We start from the raw sequence: 24,339 nt of genomic DNA on the forward strand, positions 1-24,339 counted from the left end.
TGGATTATTCCGGATTTGGTTTTAAAAAGGGGTAAACGGTTTGTGATTACCCGGAAAATTCGTAACTTTGCACGATTAAAAGGTACAATATAAAATTAGAGAAAATATGTCATATTTATTTTCATCAGAATCTGTTTCGGAAGGCCATCCTGATAAGGTGTGCGATCAGATTTCTGATGCTTTACTCGACCAGTTCCTTGTCTATGATAAGAATGCGCGTTGCGCTATTGAGACTTTCGCCACTACCGGCCAGGTCATTGTCATGGGGGAAGTGAGTTCGAAGACCTATATAGATTTGCAGACGGTTACCCGTAATACTATAAAGCGTATTGGTTATACAAAATCGGAATATCAGTTTGACGGTGACTCTTGTGGCTTCCTTTCTGCCATTCACGAGCAAAGCCCTGATATTATGCGGGGTGTCCTTCGGGATAAGGAAGAAGACCAGGGCGCAGGCGATCAGGGTATGATGTTCGGTTATGCGACGAACGAGACAGAGAATGAGATGCCTGTGACACTCGATCTGGCTCATTTGATCATGAAGACGCTCGCTGATATCCGAAAGGAAGGGACATTGATGCCTTATCTCCGTCCTGATTCCAAATGTCAGGTGACAGTAGAATATAGCGATGACAATATTCCGCAGCGGATCGATACGATAGTCGTTTCCACTCAGCATGATGAGTTTGATCAGAATGATTCCAGAATGTTGTCCAAGATCAAGGATGACGTGCTCCATATCCTGATCCCTGAAGTCAAGAAGCGTTGCGGGGCGAAGACCTTGGCACTCTTTAACGACAAGATCAAGTATTTCGTTAACCCTACGGGCAAGTTTGTCATCGGAGGGCCTCATGGAGATACGGGTCTGACAGGGCGTAAGATCATCGTAGACACCTATGGCGGTAAAGGCGCTCATGGAGGAGGCTCGTTTTCAGGAAAGGATCCTTCTAAAGTGGACCGTTCTGCCACTTATGCCGCTCGCTACATTGCTAAAAATATGGTCGCTGCAGGTGTTGCAGATGAGATGCTGGTCCAATTGGCTTATGCCATCGGCATCGCAGAACCGGTGAGCGTCTATGTGAATACGTATGGCAGGAGCCACGTGAAGATGTCAGACGGGGAGATTGCCCGGAAGATCCTTCAGATGTATGACTTGCGGCCGAAGGTCATTGAGCGCGTCTTGAAATTGCGCCAACCGATGTATTTCGAGACGGCTTCCTACGGACATATGGGACGTAAGAATGAGATCGTGAAAAAGGTGTTTACTTCCCGTTATCATGAAACGAAGACAATGGAAGTGGAACTCTTCACGTGGGAAAAACTCGATCAGGTAGAAAGAATTAAAAAGGAATTTGGTTTATAATCTATGGCATTAGCGGGTTCCATGACGCTCTTTTCGACTCCGAAGCATGGCTTCCATGGCGTGCAGCGGGCGCAGCATCAACTGACTCCTGCACAGGTGTTGAAGTGGTTGCCTAAGACTGCCACTCCTGAGCAACAGGATTCGGCCATTCAGCGGTATATTCATCCGGGAATGGTGCATTGGAGCAATATGCCGGATACGCTTCATCTTCCGGGACAAGAGGTGGGGAAGAGTTTGAAGAATGTCATCCTTCCAACCTACTATAAGGAATCCTTTTTCTCTAAAGATTCCATGTTTCATCCTGAACTCCCGGGAGGCAGATTAGGTGTGGCAGGTGATCCTGTTCCCTATACGATTGCAGGGGATGATCTGCTGACAGCTTTACTGTTGGGTTGCTTCATCCTGGCAGGCGTCGCTTTCGCTAAATGCCGCACATTCTTTTACAGTCAGGCAAAGAATTTCTTCTTCCCGCCACGGATGGAGCAGACTGCGATGCCGGAAACATCGAATGAATTCAGATTCCAGTTCTTCTTCATCCTCCAGACGTGTCTGCTTTTTGCTCTCACGTTCTTCCTGTATACTCGTTCCGTTTTCGGTGATACTTTTACGATTTCTAGATATAAGATCATCGGAATATATACAGGGGTACTGGCTGTCTATTTCCTGTTGAAAGGTTTGGTCTATTGGTTTATCAACTGGATCTTTTTCGAGAAACGGAGGAATGTGCAATGGCTTCATGCTTATTTCTTCCTGACCTCTATGGAGGGAGTCGCACTCTTCCCGATGATCATGCTGATGGCCTATTTCGGACTGCCACTGGAGTGGGGGGTGATATATGCCGGTATTATAGTCGCATTATTCAAATTGTTTACATTCTACAAGACGTATATCATCTTTTTCAGGAGAATCAGTGCCATTCTGCAAAATATTTTGTACTTTTGTATGCTTGAAGTCATCCCCATGATAGTCTTATGGGGCATTTGGAAGATGATTGGTAATGAAATGAAAATAACTTTTTAGGACAGATGATAAAGAAAATTTTGGTTTCTCAGCCCCAGCCAACAAGCGAAAAGTCTCCTTACTACGACTTGGAAAAAACGTTTAAAGTGCATTGCGTCTTTCGCCCTTTCTTCAAAGTTGAAGGACTCTCTGCAAGAGAATTCCGCCAGCAGAAAGTAAACTTGTTGAATTATACAGCCGTTGTTTTTACATCTCGACATGCCATTGACAATTATTTCAAACTGGCTAAGGAAATGCGGATTACAATTCCAGAAGATATGAAGTATTTCTGTGTAATAGAGACCATTGCACTTTATATCCAGAAATATGTTCCTTATCATAAGCGAAAAGTCTTTTTCGGTAATACCGGTAAAATAGACGATCTTATCCCCTTGATGCTCAAGCACAAGGCTGAAAAGTTCCTTGTTCCTCTGAGTAGTGTCAACAGCGGCAAGATCGCACGGCTGTTGGATGAAAAGAAACTGAATCATACCGAGTGTGTGATGTATCGTACGGTGAGCAATGATTTTACAGAGGAGGAGAAAAAGAGCTTCGATTTTGATATGATCGTATTCTTCAGTCCTACAGGTGTAAAGGCATTGAAGCAGAATTTCCCTGACATGGTGCAGGGTGATCTTCATATCGCAGCTTTTGGACCGGCAACGGCAAAGACGGTCAAAGAAGAGGGCTATCGCCTGGATCTTCAGGCTCCTTCAGCAGAGCATCCGTCTATGACCAGTGCCCTGGATGCTTATCTGAAAAAAGAAAATAAGAAAAAATAAATCTGTCATGTCCGAAGGATCGCTTACATTCCGTAAGAATGAGCGGCTCTATGGCAAACTGCTGATAGACCAACTCTTTTCGAAGGGCAACAGATGTTCTCTTGCTGCTTTCCCTCTAAGGGTGGTGTATCGCGTCAGAGATCGCATTGACGGGGAATTGCCTGAACGGGTGTTGATCAGTGTCCCCAAGCGTTGTTTCAAAAGGGCGGTCAAGCGCAATCGCGTGAAGAGACAGATTCGGGAAGCTTTTCGGAAAAACAAACAGATCTTGCTCCAAAATTTGCCGGAGCAATCTGGAAGTCAGATATTGATGGCATTCCTTTGGCAGGATACGCGTCTGCATGATACGGCAGAAATAGAGAAAAAAGTGATATCCTTGCTCCAGCAGATGAGTGAACGGATATGATAAAGGGCTTTAGAGGGATAGTAACCGTAATAAAGGTGATCTTTCACCTGATATCCAGACTGATAACCTGGGTGTTGGTATTACCTGTTCTCTTTTATCAGAAAGTGATCTCTCCGTTTACTCCTCCTACTTGCCGGTTTACCCCGACTTGTTCGGAATATACGCGACAGGCTTTGTTGAAATACGGACCGCTTAAAGGACTGTATCTGGCGATAAGAAGAATACTGCGTTGTAATCCCTGGGGAGGCTCCGGATATGATCCGGTACCGTAAGTGCGGTTTTTTCGGGGATAGTATTTCGCCTTCGGGGCATACAACTGTTGAGAGGGCTGGGGACTGTTCTGTTTCTGATGCGCTCTCCTTAATTAGAAAAAAGATAATAAACGATATAAAAATAAGAATCATACGATGGCAAAAGATTTTGTTGAGGAATTGAAGTGGCGTGGAATGTTGGCACAGATCATGCCGGGGACGGAAGAACTCTTACAGAAAGAGAGGGTGTCTGCTTATCTGGGTACGGATCCTACTGCTGATTCCCTGCATATCGGACACCTTTGCGGTATCATGATGCTCCGCCACTTGCAAGCCTGCGGACATCAACCTTTCCTGCTTCTTGGAGGTGCTACGGGTATGATTGGCGATCCTTCCGGCAAAAGCCAGGAGCGTAATCTCCTTAATGCTGATACCTTATACCATAATCAGGAATGTATTAAAAAACAGGTCTCTAAATTCCTGGATTTTGACAGCAATGAACCTAATAGGGCAGAACTGGTCAATAATTATGACTGGATGAAGGATTATTCCTTCCTGGATTTTGTCCGCGATGTGGGCAAACATATCACAGTCAACTATATGATGGCTAAGGAGAGCGTTCAGAAACGCTTGAATGGCGAAGCTCGCGACGGTCTCTCTTTCACGGAGTTTACTTACCAACTCCTGCAGGGCTATGACTTCCTTTGGCTTTATCAGCATAAGGGCGTCAAACTCCAGATGGGGGGAAATGACCAATGGGGAAATATGACGACTGGTACTGAACTGATCCGTCGTACCTTGGGCATTGAAGCACAGGCTTACTGTCTGACTTGCCCGCTGATCACGAAGGCTGACGGTAAGAAATTCGGAAAGACGGAGAGCGGAAATGTATGGCTGGACAGAAACCGGACGACCCCTTATGCTTTCTATCAGTTTTGGCTCAATGTCAGTGATGTAGATGCCGAAAAATATATCAAGATATTTACGTCATTGGAGCGGCCGGAAATAGATGCATTGATTGCCACGCATCGCCAGGATCCCGGACAACGCATTCTGCAGAAGAAACTTGCAGAGGAAGTGACGACGATGGTTCATTCCAAGGAGGATCTGCAGATGGCAATTGCTGCGAGTCGTATCTTGTTTGGGAAATCCACAAAAGATGATCTGGCCCAACTCGATGAAAATACTTTGCTGGATGTGTTCAAAGGGGTTCCTCATTATGAACTCTCGAAAGATAACCTTGGAGGTACGGCTGTCGAATTGCTGAATAAGGAAGGAATGGCTATATTCCAGAGTAAGGGTGATATGCGCAAACTCGTGAAGGGTGGCGGCGTATCCTTGAACAAAGAGAAACTGCAGGCTTTTGACCGTCCCATTACATCTGAAGATTTAATCGACGGTAAATATCTGTTGGTGCAAAGGGGTAAGAAGAATTATTTCCTGATTACCGTGAAGTGACTTATCAGTTGACCGGCATGTCTTCCTTTTGAGTTGGAGCTTGACTGATGGACATGACTGGAGGACTGCAAAAAAGATTATAAAAATTTGGTAGTAGCGCAAAAAAGTGCTAACTTTGCCGCGTAAATCATAAGATTGTCCCATGGTGTAATGGTAGCACTACAGTTTTTGGTTCTGTCAGCGGTGGTTCGAATCCGCCTAGGACAACAATAAGATGGCTGAACTGTCAAGAAAAGCAGTTTAGCCTTTTTTGTTTCTGTATACCAGTGTATATCTCTCGGATTTTCCTTTCGTTTTCATCTTTTTTCTTTATTGTTTGTCAATAAAAATTTGGATAATCAACTTGAATTCATTATATTTACATTTGAACAATTAAGTTTGATGTGCAGCGCTTTAGCAAGTAAATGTTCAGCTTTCTCTGCTGATGAGTAAGGGCAACCTGAATGTTTGCAATTTATAAATAAAGAGGTGAAGTGCTTTATGCGTCAGACAGAACCTTAATGATTAGGTCCTCTGAATTAATCCTGACTGAATGAAATCCTTTTCTCTTGAGTGATGAATCCTGATAGAAATCTTCTTTCGCTATTTCTGCAGAAGATAAGGTGAAACGGATAGTAACGGAGCATTGGTGCTGTCCGATCCTTTCACTTCGTTGAATATCTGGGAATGTGAGGACGGGAGACAACAAGAGGAGCGAGTTGATATCTCATCATGCGTACGGAGTTTACAGTCGGTTATTGCTAATAGAATTACTTAATTCAAAAATACATTTCATGAAAAAGACAATCTTATTAACTTTATTTTTTGGACTTGCCCTTGCCGGAGAGGCAGGGGTGACGGACAAGAGTCATGCGCCTCAATTGGGCAAGAACTCCGTAGATGAGGTCCTCAAAGCGATGACGCTGGAAGAGAAGGCGGAATTGCTAGTAGGCGGAAACTATGCCGTAGTAGACGGTAAGAAAGGGCAGCAATTGCCCGAAGCAGCTATCGGAGCCGCCGGTATGACCAAGGCCATCCCTCGTTTGGGTATACCCTGCACTGTCCTGACAGACGGTCCTGCAGGTGTCCGTATTCCAGCTCAACGAGAGGGCGACCAACGTACTTATTATGCTACAGGGAACCCTGTAGGAACTCTCGTCGCTTCATCTTGGAATACCGAAAGTGCAGAGGCTATCGGTAAGAATATGGGGAATGAAGTCCTGGAATATGGCTGTGATGTGCTGTTGGCTCCAGGCATGTGCATTCACCGCAATCCGCTCTGCGGGAGAAACTTCGAGTACTTTTCAGAGGACCCGGTGCTGAGTGGCATTATGGCCGGAAATGAGATCTTAGGTGTTCAGTCTAATGGCGTAGGAACATCTGCAAAGCATTTTGTCTGTAATAATCAGGAGACGTTCCGTACTCAGAACAATTCCATTGTCGGACAGAGGGCGCTTCGTGAACTCTATCTGAAGAATTTCGAACTGGCGATTAAGATCGGGAATCCTTGGACGGTGATGTCTTCGTACAATCTTTTGAACGGGTCTTATACCCAGGCCGACAAAGCATTGCTTCACGACTGGCTGAGAGGAGAAACGGGTTATAAGGGGATGGTGATGACTGACTGGACAGACCGCCGCAATACAGTAGATCAGGTGAATGCCGAGAATGACTTGATGGAATCTGGTCGGGATACTCAGGTGCAGGATATCGTCAATGCCGTCAAAGCGGGACAACTGCCTATGGCTATTGTAGACCGGAATGTCAGGAATATGTTGAATTATATTGTCAAGACACCTCATTTCCGCCACTATAAAGCTTCCAATGCTCCTGATCTGAAAGCTCATGCTTTGGTCGCCAGAAAGGCAGCTACAGATGGGATCATACTTCTGAAGAATGACGGGAATACACTTCCACTTGCAACAGGACAGAAAATCGCTCTTTTCGGAGTAGGTTCATATAAAGGCTTTCTGGCTAATGGCTGGGGCTCCGGTGAGGTGAACAAACCTTATGTCGTCAATATCTATCAGGGTCTGAAGGCTGCCGGTTATCAGCCGGATGAGGAAATGGCTGAGATTTACGAGGATGCAGACGATGATATCAATTTCGGGAAGACTTATGCTGAGCATCGGGCTTCTGTCGATGATATTGCCATCATGACAATCAGGCGGAACGCTGGTGAGGGTAGTGACCGTCATAATCGTCCCGGGGATTGGAGTTTGAGTAAAGGTGAGTTGAATACAATGAAGAATATAGCTGATGCCTTTCATGCTAAGGGAAAGAAATTCATCGTCGTCCTGAATATCGGTGGTGTCATTGAGACGGCTTCATGGAAGGATATACCTGATGCGATCCTCCTTCCTTGGCAACCCGGAGAGGAAGGCGGCAATGCGATAGCTGACATGATAACCGGAAAAGTATGTCCTTCAGGGCGTCTGCCGATGACATTCCCAATAGCTTATGAAGATATTCCTTCATCAAAGAATTTCCCTAAAGATGACAATGGCGGTGTGTTCGATAAAAGCAAGTCGACAATTGGTTATACCAAATATGAAGAGGGTATCTGGGTAGGTTATCGCTATTTTGATACCTTCCACAAACCGGTCTCTTATCCCTTTGGGTATGGTCTGTCTTATACTTCTTTCTCTTTCAAAGGTCTGAAAGTCAATTATGGTAAACAACTTTGCAAGGCTGTCGTGACGGTTACCAATACCGGTAAGGTCGCCGGCAAGGAGGTCGCCCAACTTTATGTGGCTGCTCCTAAAGGAAATCTGGAGAAACCCGGAAAAGAGTTGAAGGCTTTTGCCAAAACTCGTGTCTTGCAACCTGGAGAGTCACAGACACTCACGATGACTTTCCGTCCGATGGATCTGGCTTCCTTTGACGAAGGGACGAATACATGGGTATTGGATCCCGGGAGTTATCAAGTGATGATCGGGGAGTCTGTTGAGAATATCAAGTTGTCCTCTCCGATGAAGATAGCCAAAGGTGTTCAGAAGAAAGTTCCGACAGTCATTTGATTTCTTTTGGAGATGAGATGATCCGATAAGGGTGATCTCATCTTTCATTTAGATAAATGTTTGATGATTTCTTTTGCATTTTCTCATTTATTTGTCTATCTTTGCATGGAATTGCAGGGATCCGTCTACAATTGATTGTAAATGATTGATGCCTGTCTTGCTATGAATAAACAAACTTGAAGCCAATGAAAACTAATTATGAATTGCGTTATGCCTCCCATCCTCTGGATGCAAAGAATTATGATACCACTCGTCTGAGAAAAGAATTTCTGATAGAGACATTGTTTGTCCCGAATGAGGTGAATATGGTCTATTCGATGTATGACCGGATGATTGTCGGGGGGGCCATGCCTGTTAAGGAAACTCTTTTGCTGGAAGCCATAGAACCTTTGAAGGCTCCGTTCTTCACTACCCGTCGGGAGATAGGCGTCTATAATGTGGGACAAGGTGAAGGTGTCGTAAAAGTGGGTGATGAGACTTTCACGCTCGGTTATAAGGAATCCTTATATATCGGCCGTGGTGACCGCCAGATCACTTTCTCCAGCAAAGATGCCACTAAACCTGCCTTGTTCTATTTCAACAGTACGACCGCACACAAAGAATATCCTTGTCGGAAAATTACGAAGACTGACGGATTGCAGGTCCATCTGGGTTTCTTGGACATGAGCAATGAGCGGACGATCAATAAGATGATTGTCAATCAGGTCTTGCCTACTTGCCAGTTGCAGATGGGGATGACAGAACTGAATCGGGGAAGTGTCTGGAACACGATGCCGGCCCATATTCACAGTAGGCGAATGGAAGCTTATTTCTATTTCGAAATTCCTGAAGACCAGGGTATCTGTCATCTGATGGGACAACCCCATGAGACACGTCATATCTGGATGAAAAACCATCAGGCCGTTCTGTCTCCGGAATGGAGCATCCACTCAGCTGCTGCCACGCACAACTATACTTTTATCTGGGGCATGGGAGGTGAAAACCTCGATTATGGTGATCAGGATTTCTTTGCGATTACAGACTTGAAATAATATCTCGTTAAACATATCATTAAAACTTAGAAGGATGGATACATTTTCTAAAAACTTTTCATTGGAGGGTAAAGTCGCCCTTGTTACCGGTGCCGCCTATGGCATAGGTTTCGCTATTGCTGAGGCTTTCTCCAAGGCAGGCGCAAAGATCGCCTTCAACTGCCGCTCACAGAAGCATCTGGATAAGGCGCTGGCTGATTACAAGGCTAAGGGCATCGATGCCAAAGGGTATATTGCTGACTGTACCGATGAAGGACAGGTGAAAGATCTGATCGCCAAGATCGAAAAAGAACTGGGAACGATTGATATCCTGGTCAACAATGCCGGAATCATCAAGCGTATTCCTATGCTGGAGATGTCTGTTGCCGATTTTCGTCAGGTCGTGGATATTGACTTGAATGCTCCTTTTATTGTCAGTAAGGCCGTTATCCCCGGAATGATCAAGAAAGGCCATGGTAAGATCATCAATATCTGCTCGATGATGAGCGAACTCGGTAGAGAGACTGTTTCTGCCTATGCTGCAGCAAAGGGGGGCCTGAAGATGCTTACCCGTAATATCTGCTCTGAGTTCGGTGCTGCCAATATCCAGTGCAATGGGATAGGCCCGGGTTATATTGCTACGCCTCAAACGGCTCCTTTGAGACAGCGTCAGGCTGACGGAAGCCGTCATCCTTTTGATAGCTTTATTATCAGCAAGACTCCTGCCGGCCGGTGGGGTACGCCTGAGGACCTGATGGGACCAGCTGTGTTCCTGGCTTCAGATGCTTCTGATTTCGTCAATGGACATATCCTTTATGTCGATGGCGGCATCTTGGCTTATATCGGGAAACAACCTTGATGGGTGCGATACTCTGTGCATAAATAAAATGATCCCCTATAATGGTTGCCCATTGTAGGGGATTATTAATGCCCAGATACCATTGTGGTTTAATACTAAAAGTTATCTGTGTGTTTTTTAAATGGATAACTGGTAAGTCTTGAACGATCTTCCAGTCCTATCATTCTTGAACTGCAAAAAAGACACGATTCAATTGAAACGTTCTTTTTTGGAAAAATTATTTGTTGACAACGCTTGATAATTCAGCACCAGCCTTGAATTTCACTACTTTCTTGGCAGCGATCTCAATCTTCTGCTTTGTAGCAGGGTTGATACCTTGACGTGCAGGACGCTCATTCACACTGAATGTGCCGAAGCCTACAAGCTGGACCTTGTCATTTGCGGCAAGAGCTTCTTTCAATACTTCAATACTTGAGTCAAGTGCTTTTTTAGAGTCAGATTTACTTAACCCTGACTTAGCGGCGATCTTGTCGATTAATTCTGTTTTATTCATGACCTAAAATATATTTAATTAATTAATAAATAATGATTTATCCTAAAATCTCCGACAAATATAGGAAAGAGATTTGATATCTCAAACAAAAAGATAAAAAAAATGACCAATTTAAGAAAAAAAGCCCTAAAACCGTCTCTTTAAAGGTGTTTTAATGGATATTTTTCGTAATTTTGCGGTTGTAATATCAATAAGACGACGATTTATGTTTCATACACCGAGAGTTACGAGGAATCTGCTGATTCTGAATATACTTGCCTTCCTGGCTTGTGTGCTATACGGTCACGATCCCAGTGGTAACTTGATTCTGAATAATATATTAGGACTTCATTTCTTCAAGGCCTCTGACTTCCATATTTATCAGTTGGTTACCTATATGTTTATGCATGCCAATATCGAGCATATCTTTTTCAATATGTTCGCACTTTGGATGTTCGGCTGCGTAGTGGAAAATATCTGGGGGGCCAAGAAGTTCCTCTTTTATTATCTGGCTTGCGGTGTAGGTGCGGGACTTTGCCAGGAGTTGGCACAATATATTTCCCTTACGGTCCAACTTCAATCGATGGGCTATACCTTGAGCATGGTGAGTCCGAGTGACTTGAATGCCATGACAACTGTTGGCGCTTCAGGTGCCATCTATGCCGTCTTACTGGCTTTCGGGATGTTGCTGCCTAATGAGAAGATATTTATCTTTCCTTTTCCTGTTCCGATTAAAGCGAAATGGTTTGTCATCGCTTATGTGGCCATCGAACTCTTTTCTGCCTTGGCCACTCCGGGTGATCAGGTCGCGCACTTCGCACATCTGGGAGGTATGCTTTTCGGATTCCTGATGATCCGCTATTGGAACAAGCATCCCGGACGACAAGGTGGCATGTCGAATGGTGAGGAAGCGTTTGATAGAGTGAGGAACATCTTTGGAGGTAGGAATCGTTCAGGCAATAGAAATGGTGGAGGTTTCTCAACTCAGGGCAACGGTTTTGGCAGTGGTTTCGGAAAAAAGAAAACCGAGAAAAGCAAATTCGGCTTCCATTGGAAGCATAAGCAAAAACCGGAATCATCACAGCCTGCAGAAGAAAACCGGGACTGGAACTATAATGCTCGCAAGAAAGCTCATCAGGAAGAAATCGACCGTATCCTGGATAAAATCAGAAAGAGCGGTTATGACAGTTTGACGACAAAAGAAAAGCAGGAACTGTTCGATGAGAGTAATCATAAATAGGAGATGATTGTCGTGTCTCAAGGGTTGTTTTCGGATTATTAAAAAGAGATGGCTGGTAAAAAGATGAAGAAATTTACGCTTCAGGTCATTGCAGGTGCTAATGTGGCAACGATACTGATGATGTTGATGACCGGTTATTCTGACCGGATAGATCCTGTGTCGCATCCGGTGCTGGCTTGTGGGGGGATGGCTTTTTGCATTTTCCTGTTCTTTAATTTGCTCTTTCTGTTCTTCTGGCTGATCTTCCGTGTCCGTGAAGCGATCATCCCGGTCATCGGTTTTCTGCTGTGTTTCGGTCCTGTACGGCGTTATACGCCTTTTAACTGGCCTTTGGATATTCCCAAGGATAATATTAAAGTGTTGTCGTATAATGTGGAGCAATATGGGCTTTTCCCGCCTAGACCTGATACGGCTTCCACCAATCCTGTCATCCGTTATATCGCCTCGTCAAAGGCAGACTTGGTCTGCCTGCAGGAAGCAAACGGCTTGGACGCTGATTCTGCAAATGCCATTTTTAGCAAGATCTACCCCTATTCCTATTATGAAACCAAGAGCGGGAGTGGTGACCGGATAGCGATATACAGCAAGTTTCCCATGAGCCACAAGCGAATCATCCCTTATCCCTCTAAAGGGAATATGAGTATCTCCTGCGTCCTGAATATCAAGGGCAGGGAGGTCCTTGTCGTCAATAACCATTTCGAATCTAATAAACTCGACCCTGAGGATAAGGCGGACTTTAAGAACCTTGTCAAAGGGGGCATTGTTGCCAAAGGCGGTCCGGAGAAATCAGACCGGTTGATCGACAAATTGTCCTCAGCAGCTGCTATCCGTGCACTTCAGGTGGACTCGGTGTGCCGGTTTATCTCAGAGCAAAGGAAAGGGCGATCCGTTATCGTCTGTGGAGACTTCAATGACAATCCTATTTCTTATTCCCTTTATCAGATTTCGAAAGACTTGGTCAACTGCTATGTCGCGACCGGAAATGGACCGGGATTGAGTTATCATAGGAGTGGCATGCTCTTCCGGATAGATCATATTCTGTGTTCTTCAGACTGGCGTCCATATCAGGCGAAAGTCGATCGTCGGATCAAAGAGTCAGACCATTATCCCATTTACTGTTGGCTGAGTCCGAAAGGGGCCTTTCAAGGTCAGTCAGATGAAAATAAGGGGCTAAAGGCAACGAAACACTAAAAAATGAATAATAAAGGGCTTTAAATTTTTATAAATGCCAAAAAATACGTAATTTTGCACGTCTGACTGGTATTGTGTCCATGCCGGAAAGGGATGATATTCATCAGTCCATAGGAAAAACAATAATTAATAATATAAATTAAAAAATGCATAACAAAGGATTAGTAATTTGTATAGCCGTCTTGCTGACGCTTGCAAGTATCTTCTACCTGTCGTTCTCTGTAGCCACGAGCTATTATGACTATCAGGCGGCGAAGATTAAAGACCCTATTGCCGCGCAGGATTATAAAGACTCTGTAAAGTATCTGGGCATTTATTCCTATAAGAACTGTCTGGAGACTCAGATTGGCCTTGGCTTGGACTTGAAAGGGGGTATGAACGTCGTTCTCGAAGTTTCTGTCCCTGATGTCGTAGAAATGCTGGCTGATCATAAAACTGATCCGGCCTTTACCAAGTCTTTGGCTGAAGCAAGGGCAGAGGAAGAAAAGAGTCAGAGTGATTTTATCTCTCTTTTCATCAAAGCTTACCATAAGAATGCTCCCGGACATAAATTGGCTGAGATCTTCTCTACGCAGGAACTGCAAGGGAAGGTGTCACCACAGAGCTCGGACAGTCAGGTGGAGAAAGTCCTTCGCTCAAGCGTCCAGTCCGCTATTGATAACTCTTTCAATGTCGTTCGTACACGTATAGATAAGTTCGGTGTTGTCCAACCTAATATTCAGAGACTGCAAGGTCAGGAAGGACGTATCATGGTAGAAATGCCTGGTATCCGTGAACCTGAACGTATCCGTAAACTCCTTCAGGGAAGTGCTAATCTGGAATTCTGGGATACTTATAATGCTGAAGAGATTGCTCCTTACCTGCAGCAATTGGATCAGCGGATGGTCGCAGAAAAAGATTCTACATCGCAGAAAGAAAAGAAAGTGGCCAAGAAGAAAGTGGCCAAGGTGGCTAAACCGATGTTCAAACTGAAATCGGCTGGAAACCAGAATCAGGCTTCACAGACAGCGGCAACGGCTGCAGCTATCAGACAGCATCCTTTGCTGGCTCGCTTACAGTTGACTGGTGCCCAGTCTCTCGCTTTGGTAGGATATGCCAATGTACGTGATACCGCTGCCGTCGATCGCATTATCTATTCTTCTTTGGCAAAGCAAGTCCTGCCCAGTGATTTGAAATTGCTCTGGGGTGCTAAACCTGCTGAGGGTGTCAATGCCAAGAATGTATTTGAATTATATGCTTTGAAGGTGACCACAGCCAACGGACAAGCTCCGTTACAAGGTGATGTCATCACTGATGCCAAAGATGAGTTTGACCAGTTCAGCAAACCTGTCGTGAGCATGACGATGAATTCGGAAGGTGCGCGTGATTGGGCTCAGATGACCAAAGCAAATATAGGAAAGGCAATTGCCATTGTTTTGGATGGCTCTGTCTATTCTGCTCCTCGTGTCAATCAGGAGATTGACGGTGGAAGTTCTCAGATCAGTGGTAACTTTACCATTGAGGAGACAAAAGATTTGGCAAACACTTTGAAGTCTGGCCGTATGCCTGCTCCTGCCCATATTGTCCAGGAGGAAATCGTCGGTCCTTCTCTCGGTGCACAGTCCATTCATCAGGGATTTGTATCGTTCATCATTGCATTTGTACTGCTGATGATCTTTATGTGCTTGATGTATGATGTCATCCCTGGTATGATCGCCAATGGCGCTCTGATTGTCAATCTGTTCTTTACTTTGGGTATTCTCGCATCATTCCAGTCGGCTCTGACAATGCCGGGTATAGCGGGTATCGTGCTGACGTTGGGTACCGCCGTCGATGCCAATGTGCTGATTTATGAACGAGTCAGGGAGGAGATGCGAAGAGGAAAAGGTATCAAGCAGGCTATAGAACTGGGTTACAAAGCCGCGTTCTCAGCTATCTTCGACAGTAATGTGACTTCCTTGATTACGGGTGTCATCTTGCTGGCAGTTGGAACCGGTCCTATTCGTGGTTTTGCTACAACTTGGATCATCGGTCTGATTTGCTCATTCTTTACTGCTGTATTCTTGACACGTTTGGTTTATGAGCACCAGATGAAGCATGACCGTTGGCAGCATCAAAAATTCTATACGGCTGTTTCCAAGAACCTGATGCAGAATACGCATTATCACTTTATGGCTGCCTTTAAGAAGAGTCGTATTATCTGGGGTATTGCACTCGTTGTCTGCATCGTCAGTTTTGCAGTCCGTGGTATGAGTCGCAGTATTGACTTTACGGGTGGTCGGAACTATGTTGTCACCTTTGAGAAAGCTGTGGAGCCTGAACAGGTCCGTGATGTCCTGGAGAATGCCTTTGTCAATAAGGATGGTTCCAAGGCTACGACAACGGCTATTGCTTTGGGTACAGACCATAAGACGATTCGAGTATCTACCAACTGGGAAATTGAGAGTAGTGATCCGGATATAGACAATCAGGCTGAGGCTGTTTTGTATAAAGGTTTGAAGAAAGCCAACCTGATTACTCAGGCAAGTCTGGCTAAATTCAAGAATCCTGATATCCGCCAAGGCGGAAGTATTATCAGCAGTCAGAAGGTCGGACCTTCTTCTGCTAAAGATATTACATACGGTGCAGTCATCAGTGTCTTGCTGGCATTATTTGCTATTTTCCTCTATATCTTGATTCGCTTCCGCAATGTCGCCTTCTCTTTGGGATCTATTGTCGCTTTGGCTTGTGATGCCTTGTTGGTGATTGGAGTATTCTCGTTGTTCTGGGGCATTCTGCCATTCTCTTTGGAAGTGGACCAGACGTTTATCGGAGCTATCCTTACAGTAATAGGTTATTCTATGAATGATAAGGTGGTAGTATTCGACCGTATACGAGAGAATCTTAGGTTGCATCCTCAACAGGCTGAGAGTGATTTGCAGGGACTGTTCAATGATTCCATCAATGAGACCCTTGCCCGTACAGTAAATACATCGGCAGCTACCTTGATCGTACTGCTTTGTATCTTCTTCCTCGGTGGAGAGAGCATCCGCTCATTCTCGTTTGCAATGATACTCGGTGTCATATTCGGAACATTGTCTTCTATCTTCATTGCATCTCCTGTTGCTTATCTCGTTTTGGGAAAGCACATTCGTGATAAGGAGGCTCATGAGCAGGCAGAGGCTGCTACAGCTGCAGCTCTTGCTGAGGACAAAGCATAAACCTTTAGTATTTAAATGAAATCAGCCCTCATTCCGGAAAGGAATGAGGGCTGATTTCATTTGATACCTAGGAGTCTTGTTTCCTTCCACGAGTTGTGGAGGTGCGTATCAAATATTTTGGACTGATATCATGTCACCATCGTTCAGATGACAAAACTTTGGATTGTCGTATAGAATTTCTCGATGACATCCAGCATATCTTTGGGTAAGTATGCGAATGCTTTTCCCGCTAAATTTTTCGGGACTTGATAATAAGCTTCGGCGATTGCTCCTGTAATGTCTGCTTTCGTATCTGTATCACCGTCAGCCATTATGGCTATTCGTATGGCGTCTTCGAAATCCTCGCTCTCCAGGAAGCATCGTATAGCCCACGGTACTGTTTCCTTGCAGGTCGTATCAAAATGTCCTGTACGTCCAATCCTGTTGATGTCTTTCAAGGGGGGAATCTCATAACCGAAATTTCTTTTTACCGCATTCTCTATCTGGTCTCTTCGGATTCGACAGGTGCGAAGCCAATAAATTAAGGTAGCGACACACTGTGCCCCCGTAATGCCTTCTTCTGAATTATGGCTGCATTCAGCACTTTTCTTGGCTTCATCCAGGACCTGATGGTAGTCATTGAAGAGCCAACCAACAGAACTCACTCTCATTGCCGAGCCATTGCCATACGAACCATAAGGCAGAGGGTGATCCGACTCCAGCCAATCCTGGAATTTCCCGCCATAGTCTCCCACAGGATGAGGGTATTTTCGGCACCAATAGCGCAGACTGTCCTGATACGATTTATGTTTCAGGATAGCATCAGCAATGGCAACGGTCGTAATCGTGTCATCTGTGTAGCCACAACGTTTGTCGTCGGCGAATAACTGGAAACCGGCTTTTGGAGCAGGTGCATCAGGACCTTCGAATCGAGAGCCTGCTATATCTCCTATAATAGCTCCGAGCATAAATAAAAAAAATTAGAGGTTAGATTTTGTGGTCTTTCATAAGAGCAACAGCTCAATGTAGTTCCACCGGGAATCGAACCCGGATCAAAGGTTTAGGAAACCTCCGTTCTATCCATTGAACTATGGAACCCTCATCATCTGCAAAGGTAAACTATTTTTATGAGTTGTGCAAAAATTGGGTTTATTTTTCTCTCCAAGGATTGGATTTGGATAATGGAAATAGAATCATTAACTGGAAGGATAAAGAAGAATTCTGGTTGAGTCATTTTATAAGTACAGATATCGAATAACACATAATTGAGTTATATTTTATCCACTCATTTGTCTTTGTTAAAATCATATAATCACTTGATTACATGCAACTTGCATTTTATTCGATACTCCTTATTTCCACTTTTTTTATCTTTATAAATAAAAATTACAGATTGTTTCCTATCTTTGTGACCTAATTGAGAGGGTACCATGAAAATTTTATAAAGTGAGAAAACCCTTAAATCGTTATAATAACTATTAAAACCATCACGGTATGAAACGGATAAGATTTATATTTTTCTTGTTAACTTTACTCACAAATACAATTGGCTTTGCACAGCAACGTACTTTTTCAGGTAGTGTTGTAGATAATCAGGGGAATCCAATTATTGGCGCTTCAGTTGTTCAAAAAGGAACATCGAAAGGCAGTGTTACGGATTTGGAAGGTCATTTTACTGTTTCGGTTGATATAGGTTCAACATTGGTCGTTTCTTATATCGGTTACCAATCTAAGGAAGTGAAAGCTGCTCCGGGATTAAAAATAGTATTAAATGATAATTCTACTGCATTAAATGAAGTTGTAGTTATTGGTTATGGAGTACAGAAAAAGAGTGTTGTAACGGCTTCAATTGCCAAAGTTTCAGCAGAGGATCTGTTAGGGACAGATCCCGTGCGTGTGGATAATGCCCTGAAAGGCCTTGCTGCAGGAGTCACAGTTACTTCTTCATCTGGTCAACCAGGGGCAGCAGCAAAAATCAGTATTAGAGGTATTGGAACTATAAATGATAGCGATCCTCTCTACATTGTAGATGGTATGCCTATAGAAGGAGGTATTGATTATTTAAACCCTAGTGATATTCAAAGTATAGAGGTTCTGAAGGATGCTGCTTCGGGAGCTATTTATGGTACTCGAGCAGCCAATGGAGTTGTTCTCGTGACTACAAAAGGTGGACAGAGTGGAAAGCCTCGTGTCAATTATAATTTTTCTGCTGGCTGGCAGAGACCATGGAGGCATCGCGATGTCCTTAATGCAACAGAATATGCTGTAATGATGAATGAAGGACTGGTTAATGCAGGGCAGAGTCCTATTTATGCGGATCCTTATTCATATGGAAAAGGAACGGATTGGCAGAAAGAAGTATTTAATAATGATGCACCAGTCATTAATCATGAAATAAATGTCAGTGGTGCTTCTGATAGGGTCAATTATTACCTTTCGATGGGATATTATCATCAGGACGGTATTGTAGGAGGCAATTTTGATAGAAGCAATTACAGGAGACTGACACTTCGTAGTAATACGAAATACAATGTTTTTGATGTTATTAATGAACGCAACTGGCTGAATAAATTGGACATTACGGTTAATCTGTCATACGCTAGGGTACAAAGTAAGTCTATTGATGCAAATTCTCAATATGGTAGTGTCTTAGGAAGTGCACTTTATCTTTCTCCAATCTTGACTCCGACAGTCAGTGGAACTGACGCAGAAAATCAATTGGAACAATATGGTGGCAAAGAATATGGTATTTACGACAAACATGGTAATCTATACACTGTCCCTGGTGCGTCTTACAATGAAATGAATAATCCGCTGGCTATGTTATCTCTTCCTGGTGATGGTAATTGGAGTCATAAGTTTGTGGCTAATTTTGCAGCAAATCTAAATCTCGGATATGGCTTTTCCTATCGTGTATCTTATGGCGCTGATCTTTCTTTCTGGGGAGCAGATGGTTATACTCGGAAGTATTATCTTTCTGGCAATAATAAAGCTGATATTACCAATGCTCATTCTTATAGTGATCGAGGAACAGTATGGCAGATCGAAAACGTTTTGACTTGGGATAGAAAATATGGTCGCCATAGTTTTAATGCTGTAGTTGGTCAAAGTGCTTTTAAAAATAGTGGATATAATCTCTCCGGGCAATTACAGAATTTAAAAGACTTGAATAAACCTTATATGAACAATACCAGTGCTCTACAAAGTGAAGGGCAAATGTCAGCCAGTGGAGGACCTGCTTATGAGCATCGGTTATCTTCTTGCTTCTTTCGTGTCAGTTACAATTATGATGAGCGTTACATGACACAGGTCACAATTCGACGTGATGGTAGTTCCAGATTTGGAGCGAATAACCGTTACGCTACTTTTCCGTCCTTTTCTTTGGGTTGGAATATTATCAATGAGCCTTATTTAGCGCCACCAGATTGGTTGAGTAATTTGAAACTTCGTTTTTCCTGGGGTAAGAATGGTAATGATAATATTGGTGATTTTACATATGCTGCTTGGACGGCATCAGGGTATAATGGCGTTTTCGGACGAAATGAAAATGAAATCAATGGCGTTCAGGCAGGCTCTTTGCCGAATCCTAATCTAAAATGGGAAGCGAGTAAGCAAACCGATATTGGTCTGGATATGGGATTCCTCAGTAATGCCCTGACTTTTACAGTTGATTGGTATGTTAAAAAAACAAGTGGTATGATTATCTCAATGCCTATTCCTTCTTACGTGGGATCGGCTGCACCGCTAGGGAATGTTGGGGATATGGAAAATACAGGAGTTGAATTTGAAATGGGGTATAAGTTCCGTGTGTCTGATTTCAATTTTATGATGAAAGCAAATGCTAGTTATCTTCATAATAAACTTGTAAATTTAGGTAATTCTGCAGGTTCCTTGGAATTAGATGCCATGCAGAATACTGGAACTATTACACGTGCTCAGAATGGGCTGCCTTTCCCGTATTTTTATGGATATAAGACCAATGGGATATTCCAAAATATGGAGGAGGTAAGAAATTATAAAAATGCTAAGAATGAGATGATTCAGCCGAATGCAGTTCCAGGTGACGTTCGCTTTGTAGATGTTGATGGTGATGGTGCTATTACAGCTTCTGATCGGACTAAGATCGGGAAGGGTATGCCTGATTGGACGTATGGGACAACTTTTAATGCATCTTGCCATAGTTTTGATTTCATGATGATGTGGCAGGGGACAATAGGCAATGATATTTATGATGCGACAAGACGCACGGATATCCGTCCTGCTAATTTGCCTTCTTATATGTTGAATCGTTGGACAGGTGAGGGTACAAGTAACAAATATCCTCGATTTGTGGTGGGTGATGGAACTAACTGGCAAAGTTCAGACTTATATATCACGGATGGTTCTTATCTGAGATTAAAAAATATCGAGTTAGGTTATACCCTTCCAAAAAACTTTACTCATAAGTTTATGTGTGATAGGCTTCGTGTTTTTATAGCAGCAGAAAACCTGATTACTTTTACAAAATATGCTGGTTATGATCCTGAAATATCTTCTGGCGGTACCTCCTTGGGGGTCGATTATGGTGTTTATCCCCAAAGCCGTACTTTTTCTATTGGTCTAAATATCAGTTTTTAATCATTTATCCAAATTATTAATATATTATGAAACGAAATAAGATCATAGCAATGAGCTGCTTGTCAGTAACCTTTCTTGGACTGACTGGGTGTTCGGATAGTTTTTTAGATGTAACCCCGCCTGACAAAGCGACACTTCAGGAATATTATAGTACCTACGACCATTTGTCAGAAGCTTTAGTGGCAACATATAATCCCATGCGTGAATACGATTGGAATGGTAAGCAATATGCTCCTCTTAATCTATGTAGTGATGTAATGGGAGATGATATTTGGGTAGGCGGAGCTGGTATTTCCGATAACCAATTTTTGCACAAAATGGCCAATTATTCATCTACAGCTAATTCCAGTGATGCTTTGACAGGGATATGGGATCAGAGTTATAAGGGAGTCAGTAATGCAAACAATATGATAACCTATATTAGCTGGAATCAATCTAATCTGTCTGCTGACTCTTTATCCGAATATACTGCGGAGGCCAAAGTGTTAAGAGCTTTTTATTATTGCCAACTGTGGAAATTTTACGGTAATATTCCTTTTTATATGACTAACCCCAATGCTCCATATCTTGTCGAACAAAAGTCTGCAAATGATGTTTATGCGGCTGTAATCAAAGACTTGGAGGAAGCAATTGATTCTAAAAAACTGCCGATGAAATGGGATGAAACACATCTCGGCAGGGTATCTCAGGCTATGGCATATATGCTTTATGCAGAAATGGTTATGTATCAAAATGATGACAGCCGTTATGCCAAGGCCCTTGAATATATGCAGGAAATTATAAATAGTGGATTATATGCCTTGAATCCGAATTATTCAAATATTTTTGAAGAGAGTGGAGAATGGTCTTCAGAAAGTATTTTTGAGATTAACTATAAAGACGATAAGGCAGTTCGATCATATTCTAATGTAAATGCTGCTGGTGGTACGGTATTGCCTCGCCTAATTAGTCCTACGGATTGGAAAACTGGTCCAGAAGGTGTTGAAAACGGGTGGGGATTTGGCCCTGTTCCTGAGGAGACCTATAACAGATTTGCAAATGATGATAAGCGTCGTGATGTTACTTGCTTTGATGCTCGTCAAGGGTCCTATACCAAGCGTTATCAGGATACCGGATTCTTCCTGGGTAAATATATTGCCAAGACTGCTAACAATGCCAAACAGATTGCCGATGCAGACCTGAATTTCAATAATAATTTGCGTATCTATCGCTATGCAGAGACTTTGCTTAATGCAGCAGAATTATTGATTCGTACGAACGGTTCTACTGCTCAGGCTCAGGAATACTTGAACCAAGTGCATCATAGGGCGGGACTAGTAGATAATAAGGCTGCTACTATTGACAATATTGTAGAAGAGCGTCATCTTGAATTTGTAGGTGAAGGTAAACGTTATTGGGATTTGATTCGTACAGGAAAGGCTGCTTCTGTTCTTGTACCGGATACTTATGGCTATCGGACAAATTCTTGGAGTGAGAGTAAAAAATATCTGCCGATACCACAGAGTGAGATTGATGCAGCTCAGAATACGTTAACTCAAAATAAATATTAAAGCGTATATTTTTATGAAGAAATTCTATTTATATATTAGTGCAAGTTTAATATTCGCTGGAGCATTGGTATCTTGCTCTCCTGAATCTTATGATGGTTTGGACGAAAATGGACTACCTTTAGCTGAGGATGCCCAGGTGAAAATAAGTGTAGCAGACTCAACGAATAATGTAACTTTTCAAATGGAAGGTAATGGGATCTATCCAATATGGTATATTCCTGTAGATGGAAAAGAAGTCACAAAAAATCCTGTTTATTCGACTTTGAATCCTTTGAATAAGATTTGGTCTAATGCTGGTGATTATCTGATTTATTATCGTGTGGGTAATCATAACGGTATGTCACAAGGGATGGGAAAAGCATCCTTTCATATTCAGAATACTCTGACAGATTATGACAATTTGAAGAGTATGTTGGCAGCAGGTACTTGGCGGGTAGCTTCTACTGAGGCAGGGCATTTGGCTTATGGTCCTTCTGGGACTGACGGCACATCTTTATACAGTGCTTCTCCTGGTGAAAAAAGCGATAAGGGGATATATGATGACCGGATTACGTTTTCAAAGGATGGGATTTATAATTATGACCCTGGAGTAGGAGGAACAGTTTATGTAAATAAGAGTTGTTCACTTTTTCCAGAGTATCATCAAAGTGAGGACTATATGGTACCGGTGGAAAAACAGAAGACTACCTATACTTTAAGTACCGAAGGGAATGACGTCTTTATGACCATGCCAGCAGGTACACTTTTCCCTTATATTCCAGCCGATGATGCTTATAAGGGAGATCTGAAATTACGTATAGAGAGTTTGCTTGGAACCAAAATGGTTTTAATATGGGATGATGGAAATATAGCTTGGCATTATATTTTAACTTGTTCTGATGAAGGCTTCCAAGGCTATAATGCTCTAAGCGATTGTAATCTGTTTAAGAATAGTAAATTCACAAATACTTATTATTATGCTCCTGGATGGTCCCAGATACAAGATCCGAAAATGGAATCGAACGGGAATGCTTATACTGTTACTTTGTCAGAAGCGACAACGGATCAATGGCAGGCTCAGATGTTCTTTCATACGGATATGACTACTAATGTTGCTAACCATTATGATTTCTCTGCAAAATTATTATCAACAAAAGATCATGACAATGTAACGGTTAAACTCTTTAAGTCTGGAGATAACGACACCTATTATTTTTTGGATAATATTAAACTTAAGGCTTTTGTGCCATATATATTCTATAAAAGTGATATGCCTGGTCTAGATATGTCTCATGTGGATCTTGTACTTGATTTTGGAGGGAATCAGGCCGGTACCAAAGTGACAATATCAGACATAGATCTTCAGGAGCATGCTTGTGACGGAATTGTGGCTCCTCAGGAAGATCAGGATAAAACAGTCTATACTTATGATTCTCCTATGAATATTTGGAAAATGAATGTGGATGATAAAGGCACTAGTGGATTTTCAACGTATTTCTATTATGCTCCAGGATGGACTCAAATTGCTGATCCCGAGTTGATGGTTGACAAGGGAACATATACAATCAACCTGTCTGAGGCAACCTCAGAACAATGGCAGGCACAGGTTCATCTTATTACGACTATTCCAGGCGATGCGGATACGAATTACGATTTCTCATGTAAGTTGTTACCGACAAAGGACATTAAAGGTGTAACAGTAAAATTGACGGATACTGCTAGTGATGATAATTTCTATTTCCAGAAAAGAGTCGATTTGTTAGCTGGTCAGGAATATACTTTGAAAGTCCCTGCCGTAGTTTTGCCTAATGGCGCTGCTAAAGCCTTGAAATTGGTATTTGATTTTGGTGGCAACCCTGCTGGTGAACAGGTGAAAGTCTATAATATAGTTTTTCAGAAATCGGCAAAGTGACTAAGACTAGAAGTCATGTCAAGTTCCAAGGTTGCTCTTGAATGACCTAAAAATAAAGATGATAAACCTAATTTTATCGGAAACAATAATGAA

The 24,339-nt window shown here is 42.9% G+C and carries 17 protein-coding genes and 2 tRNA genes; 16 read left to right on the forward strand and 3 right to left on the reverse strand.

The annotated features are described in order from the left end of the window. The first annotated feature begins 106 nt into the window (after positions 1–106). From metK to NG821_RS05580, 10 genes are all read left to right on the forward strand, one after another. Positions 107–1,363 carry a methionine adenosyltransferase gene (gene metK / locus NG821_RS05535; protein WP_252760665.1) on the forward strand — a complete coding sequence of 419 codons (1,257 nt, stop codon included), beginning with the start codon at positions 107–109 and terminating at the stop codon, positions 1,361–1,363. Between the two features lie 3 nt (positions 1,364–1,366). Beyond that, on the forward strand, positions 1,367–2,383 hold the full coding sequence (locus tag NG821_RS05540) for a DUF4271 domain-containing protein (protein ID WP_252760666.1): 1,017 nt from the start codon (positions 1,367–1,369) through the stop codon (positions 2,381–2,383). 5 nt (positions 2,384–2,388) lie between these two features. Next, a complete protein-coding gene (locus NG821_RS05545; RefSeq protein ID WP_252760667.1) occupies positions 2,389–3,144 on the forward strand; it encodes a uroporphyrinogen-III synthase in 756 nt (251 codons plus the stop codon). A 7-nt stretch (positions 3,145–3,151) separates the two neighbouring features. Continuing rightward, a complete protein-coding gene (gene rnpA, locus NG821_RS05550) occupies positions 3,152–3,550 on the forward strand; it encodes a ribonuclease P protein component (RefSeq protein ID WP_252760668.1) in 399 nt (132 codons plus the stop codon). After that, positions 3,547–3,822, forward strand: coding sequence for a membrane protein insertion efficiency factor YidD (yidD, locus tag NG821_RS05555; RefSeq protein WP_252760669.1), 276 nt, complete (start codon positions 3,547–3,549; stop codon positions 3,820–3,822). Before rnpA ends, yidD begins: the two co-directional genes overlap by 4 nt. 135 nt (positions 3,823–3,957) lie before the next feature. After that, positions 3,958–5,259: a tyrosine--tRNA ligase gene (gene tyrS / locus NG821_RS05560; protein ID WP_252760670.1), complete on the forward strand. Its 1,302-nt coding sequence runs from the start codon at positions 3,958–3,960 to the stop codon at positions 5,257–5,259. A 136-nt stretch (positions 5,260–5,395) separates the two neighbouring features. Then, positions 5,396–5,466: transfer RNA gene (locus NG821_RS05565), tRNA-Gln, on the forward strand. Positions 5,467–6,032: 566 nt separating this feature from the next. After that, positions 6,033–8,258: a beta-glucosidase gene (locus tag NG821_RS05570; RefSeq protein ID WP_252760671.1), complete on the forward strand. Its 2,226-nt coding sequence runs from the start codon at positions 6,033–6,035 to the stop codon at positions 8,256–8,258. Positions 8,259–8,443: 185 nt separating this feature from the next. Beyond that, a complete protein-coding gene (gene kduI, locus NG821_RS05575) occupies positions 8,444–9,289 on the forward strand; it encodes a 5-dehydro-4-deoxy-D-glucuronate isomerase (protein WP_252760672.1) in 846 nt (281 codons plus the stop codon). A 34-nt stretch (positions 9,290–9,323) separates the two neighbouring features. Beyond that, a complete protein-coding gene (locus tag NG821_RS05580) occupies positions 9,324–10,127 on the forward strand; it encodes a gluconate 5-dehydrogenase (protein ID WP_252760673.1) in 804 nt (267 codons plus the stop codon). Positions 10,128–10,344: 217 nt separating this feature from the next. Here NG821_RS05580 and NG821_RS05585 read toward each other — a convergent pair whose 3' ends face one another. After that, the gene (locus NG821_RS05585; protein ID WP_252760674.1) at positions 10,345–10,620 is read right to left on the reverse strand and encodes an HU family DNA-binding protein; all 276 of its coding nucleotides are present in this window, start codon (positions 10,618–10,620) and stop codon (positions 10,345–10,347) included. 205 nt (positions 10,621–10,825) lie between these two features. On the opposite strand from NG821_RS05585, the gene NG821_RS05590 reads away from it, so the two are divergent. From NG821_RS05590 to secDF, 3 genes are all read left to right on the forward strand, one after another. Continuing rightward, the gene (locus NG821_RS05590; RefSeq protein ID WP_252760675.1) at positions 10,826–11,839 is read left to right on the forward strand and encodes a rhomboid family intramembrane serine protease; all 1,014 of its coding nucleotides are present in this window, start codon (positions 10,826–10,828) and stop codon (positions 11,837–11,839) included. 63 nt (positions 11,840–11,902) lie between these two features. Next, a complete protein-coding gene (locus NG821_RS05595; RefSeq protein WP_252760676.1) occupies positions 11,903–13,030 on the forward strand; it encodes an endonuclease/exonuclease/phosphatase family protein in 1,128 nt (375 codons plus the stop codon). A 146-nt stretch (positions 13,031–13,176) separates the two neighbouring features. Beyond that, positions 13,177–16,209, forward strand: a complete 3,033-nt coding sequence (gene secDF / locus NG821_RS05600) for a protein translocase subunit SecDF (protein ID WP_252760677.1) — start codon at positions 13,177–13,179, stop codon at positions 16,207–16,209. 143 nt (positions 16,210–16,352) lie between these two features. On the opposite strand, the gene NG821_RS05605 is transcribed toward secDF, so the two are convergent. Both NG821_RS05605 and NG821_RS05610 read right to left on the reverse strand, forming a co-directional pair. Beyond that, a complete protein-coding gene (locus tag NG821_RS05605; protein ID WP_252760678.1) occupies positions 16,353–17,156 on the reverse strand; it encodes an ADP-ribosylglycohydrolase family protein in 804 nt (267 codons plus the stop codon). 58 nt (positions 17,157–17,214) lie between these two features. Continuing rightward, positions 17,215–17,286, reverse strand: a tRNA-Arg gene (locus tag NG821_RS05610). Between the two features lie 396 nt (positions 17,287–17,682). Here NG821_RS05610 and NG821_RS05615 point away from each other — a divergent pair. The 3 genes from NG821_RS05615 to NG821_RS05625 are packed head-to-tail and all read left to right on the forward strand — an operon-like array spanning position 17,683 to position 24,246. Then, positions 17,683–20,805 (forward strand): SusC/RagA family TonB-linked outer membrane protein, encoded by a 3,123-nt coding sequence (locus tag NG821_RS05615; RefSeq protein ID WP_252760679.1) that lies wholly within the window; start codon positions 17,683–17,685, stop codon positions 20,803–20,805. A 26-nt stretch (positions 20,806–20,831) separates the two neighbouring features. Next, entirely contained in the window at positions 20,832–22,355 is a 1,524-nt protein-coding gene (locus NG821_RS05620) for a RagB/SusD family nutrient uptake outer membrane protein (RefSeq protein WP_252760680.1), read from the forward strand. 13 nt (positions 22,356–22,368) lie between these two features. Further along, a complete protein-coding gene (locus NG821_RS05625) occupies positions 22,369–24,246 on the forward strand; it encodes a hypothetical protein (RefSeq protein ID WP_252760681.1) in 1,878 nt (625 codons plus the stop codon). Positions 24,247–24,339 lie beyond the last annotated feature (93 nt).

It is taken from the genome of Segatella cerevisiae, assembly GCF_024054555.1.
GTDB classification, from domain to species: Bacteria; Bacteroidota; Bacteroidia; order Bacteroidales; family Bacteroidaceae; genus Prevotella; species Prevotella cerevisiae.

Bases quoted from the DNA above. Each gene is read 5' to 3' on its own strand.
- metK (WP_252760665.1), top strand. From the start codon at position 107: ATGTCATATTTATTTTCATCAGAATCTGTTTCGGAAGGCCATCCTGAT.
- NG821_RS05540 (WP_252760666.1), top strand. From the start codon at position 1,367: ATGGCATTAGCGGGTTCCATGACGCTCTTTTCGACTCCGAAGCATGGC.
- NG821_RS05545 (WP_252760667.1), top strand. From the start codon at position 2,389: ATGATAAAGAAAATTTTGGTTTCTCAGCCCCAGCCAACAAGCGAAAAG.
- rnpA (WP_252760668.1), top strand. From the start codon at position 3,152: ATGTCCGAAGGATCGCTTACATTCCGTAAGAATGAGCGGCTCTATGGC.
- yidD (WP_252760669.1), top strand. From the start codon at position 3,547: ATGATAAAGGGCTTTAGAGGGATAGTAACCGTAATAAAGGTGATCTTT.
- tyrS (WP_252760670.1), top strand. From the start codon at position 3,958: ATGGCAAAAGATTTTGTTGAGGAATTGAAGTGGCGTGGAATGTTGGCA.
- NG821_RS05570 (WP_252760671.1), top strand. From the start codon at position 6,033: ATGAAAAAGACAATCTTATTAACTTTATTTTTTGGACTTGCCCTTGCC.
- kduI (WP_252760672.1), top strand. From the start codon at position 8,444: ATGAAAACTAATTATGAATTGCGTTATGCCTCCCATCCTCTGGATGCA.
- NG821_RS05580 (WP_252760673.1), top strand. From the start codon at position 9,324: ATGGATACATTTTCTAAAAACTTTTCATTGGAGGGTAAAGTCGCCCTT.
- NG821_RS05585 (WP_252760674.1), bottom strand. From the start codon at position 10,620: ATGAATAAAACAGAATTAATCGACAAGATCGCCGCTAAGTCAGGGTTA.
- NG821_RS05590 (WP_252760675.1), top strand. From the start codon at position 10,826: ATGTTTCATACACCGAGAGTTACGAGGAATCTGCTGATTCTGAATATA.
- NG821_RS05595 (WP_252760676.1), top strand. From the start codon at position 11,903: ATGAAGAAATTTACGCTTCAGGTCATTGCAGGTGCTAATGTGGCAACG.
- secDF (WP_252760677.1), top strand. From the start codon at position 13,177: ATGCATAACAAAGGATTAGTAATTTGTATAGCCGTCTTGCTGACGCTT.
- NG821_RS05605 (WP_252760678.1), bottom strand. From the start codon at position 17,156: ATGCTCGGAGCTATTATAGGAGATATAGCAGGCTCTCGATTCGAAGGT.
- NG821_RS05615 (WP_252760679.1), top strand. From the start codon at position 17,683: ATGAAACGGATAAGATTTATATTTTTCTTGTTAACTTTACTCACAAAT.
- NG821_RS05620 (WP_252760680.1), top strand. From the start codon at position 20,832: ATGAAACGAAATAAGATCATAGCAATGAGCTGCTTGTCAGTAACCTTT.
- NG821_RS05625 (WP_252760681.1), top strand. From the start codon at position 22,369: ATGAAGAAATTCTATTTATATATTAGTGCAAGTTTAATATTCGCTGGA.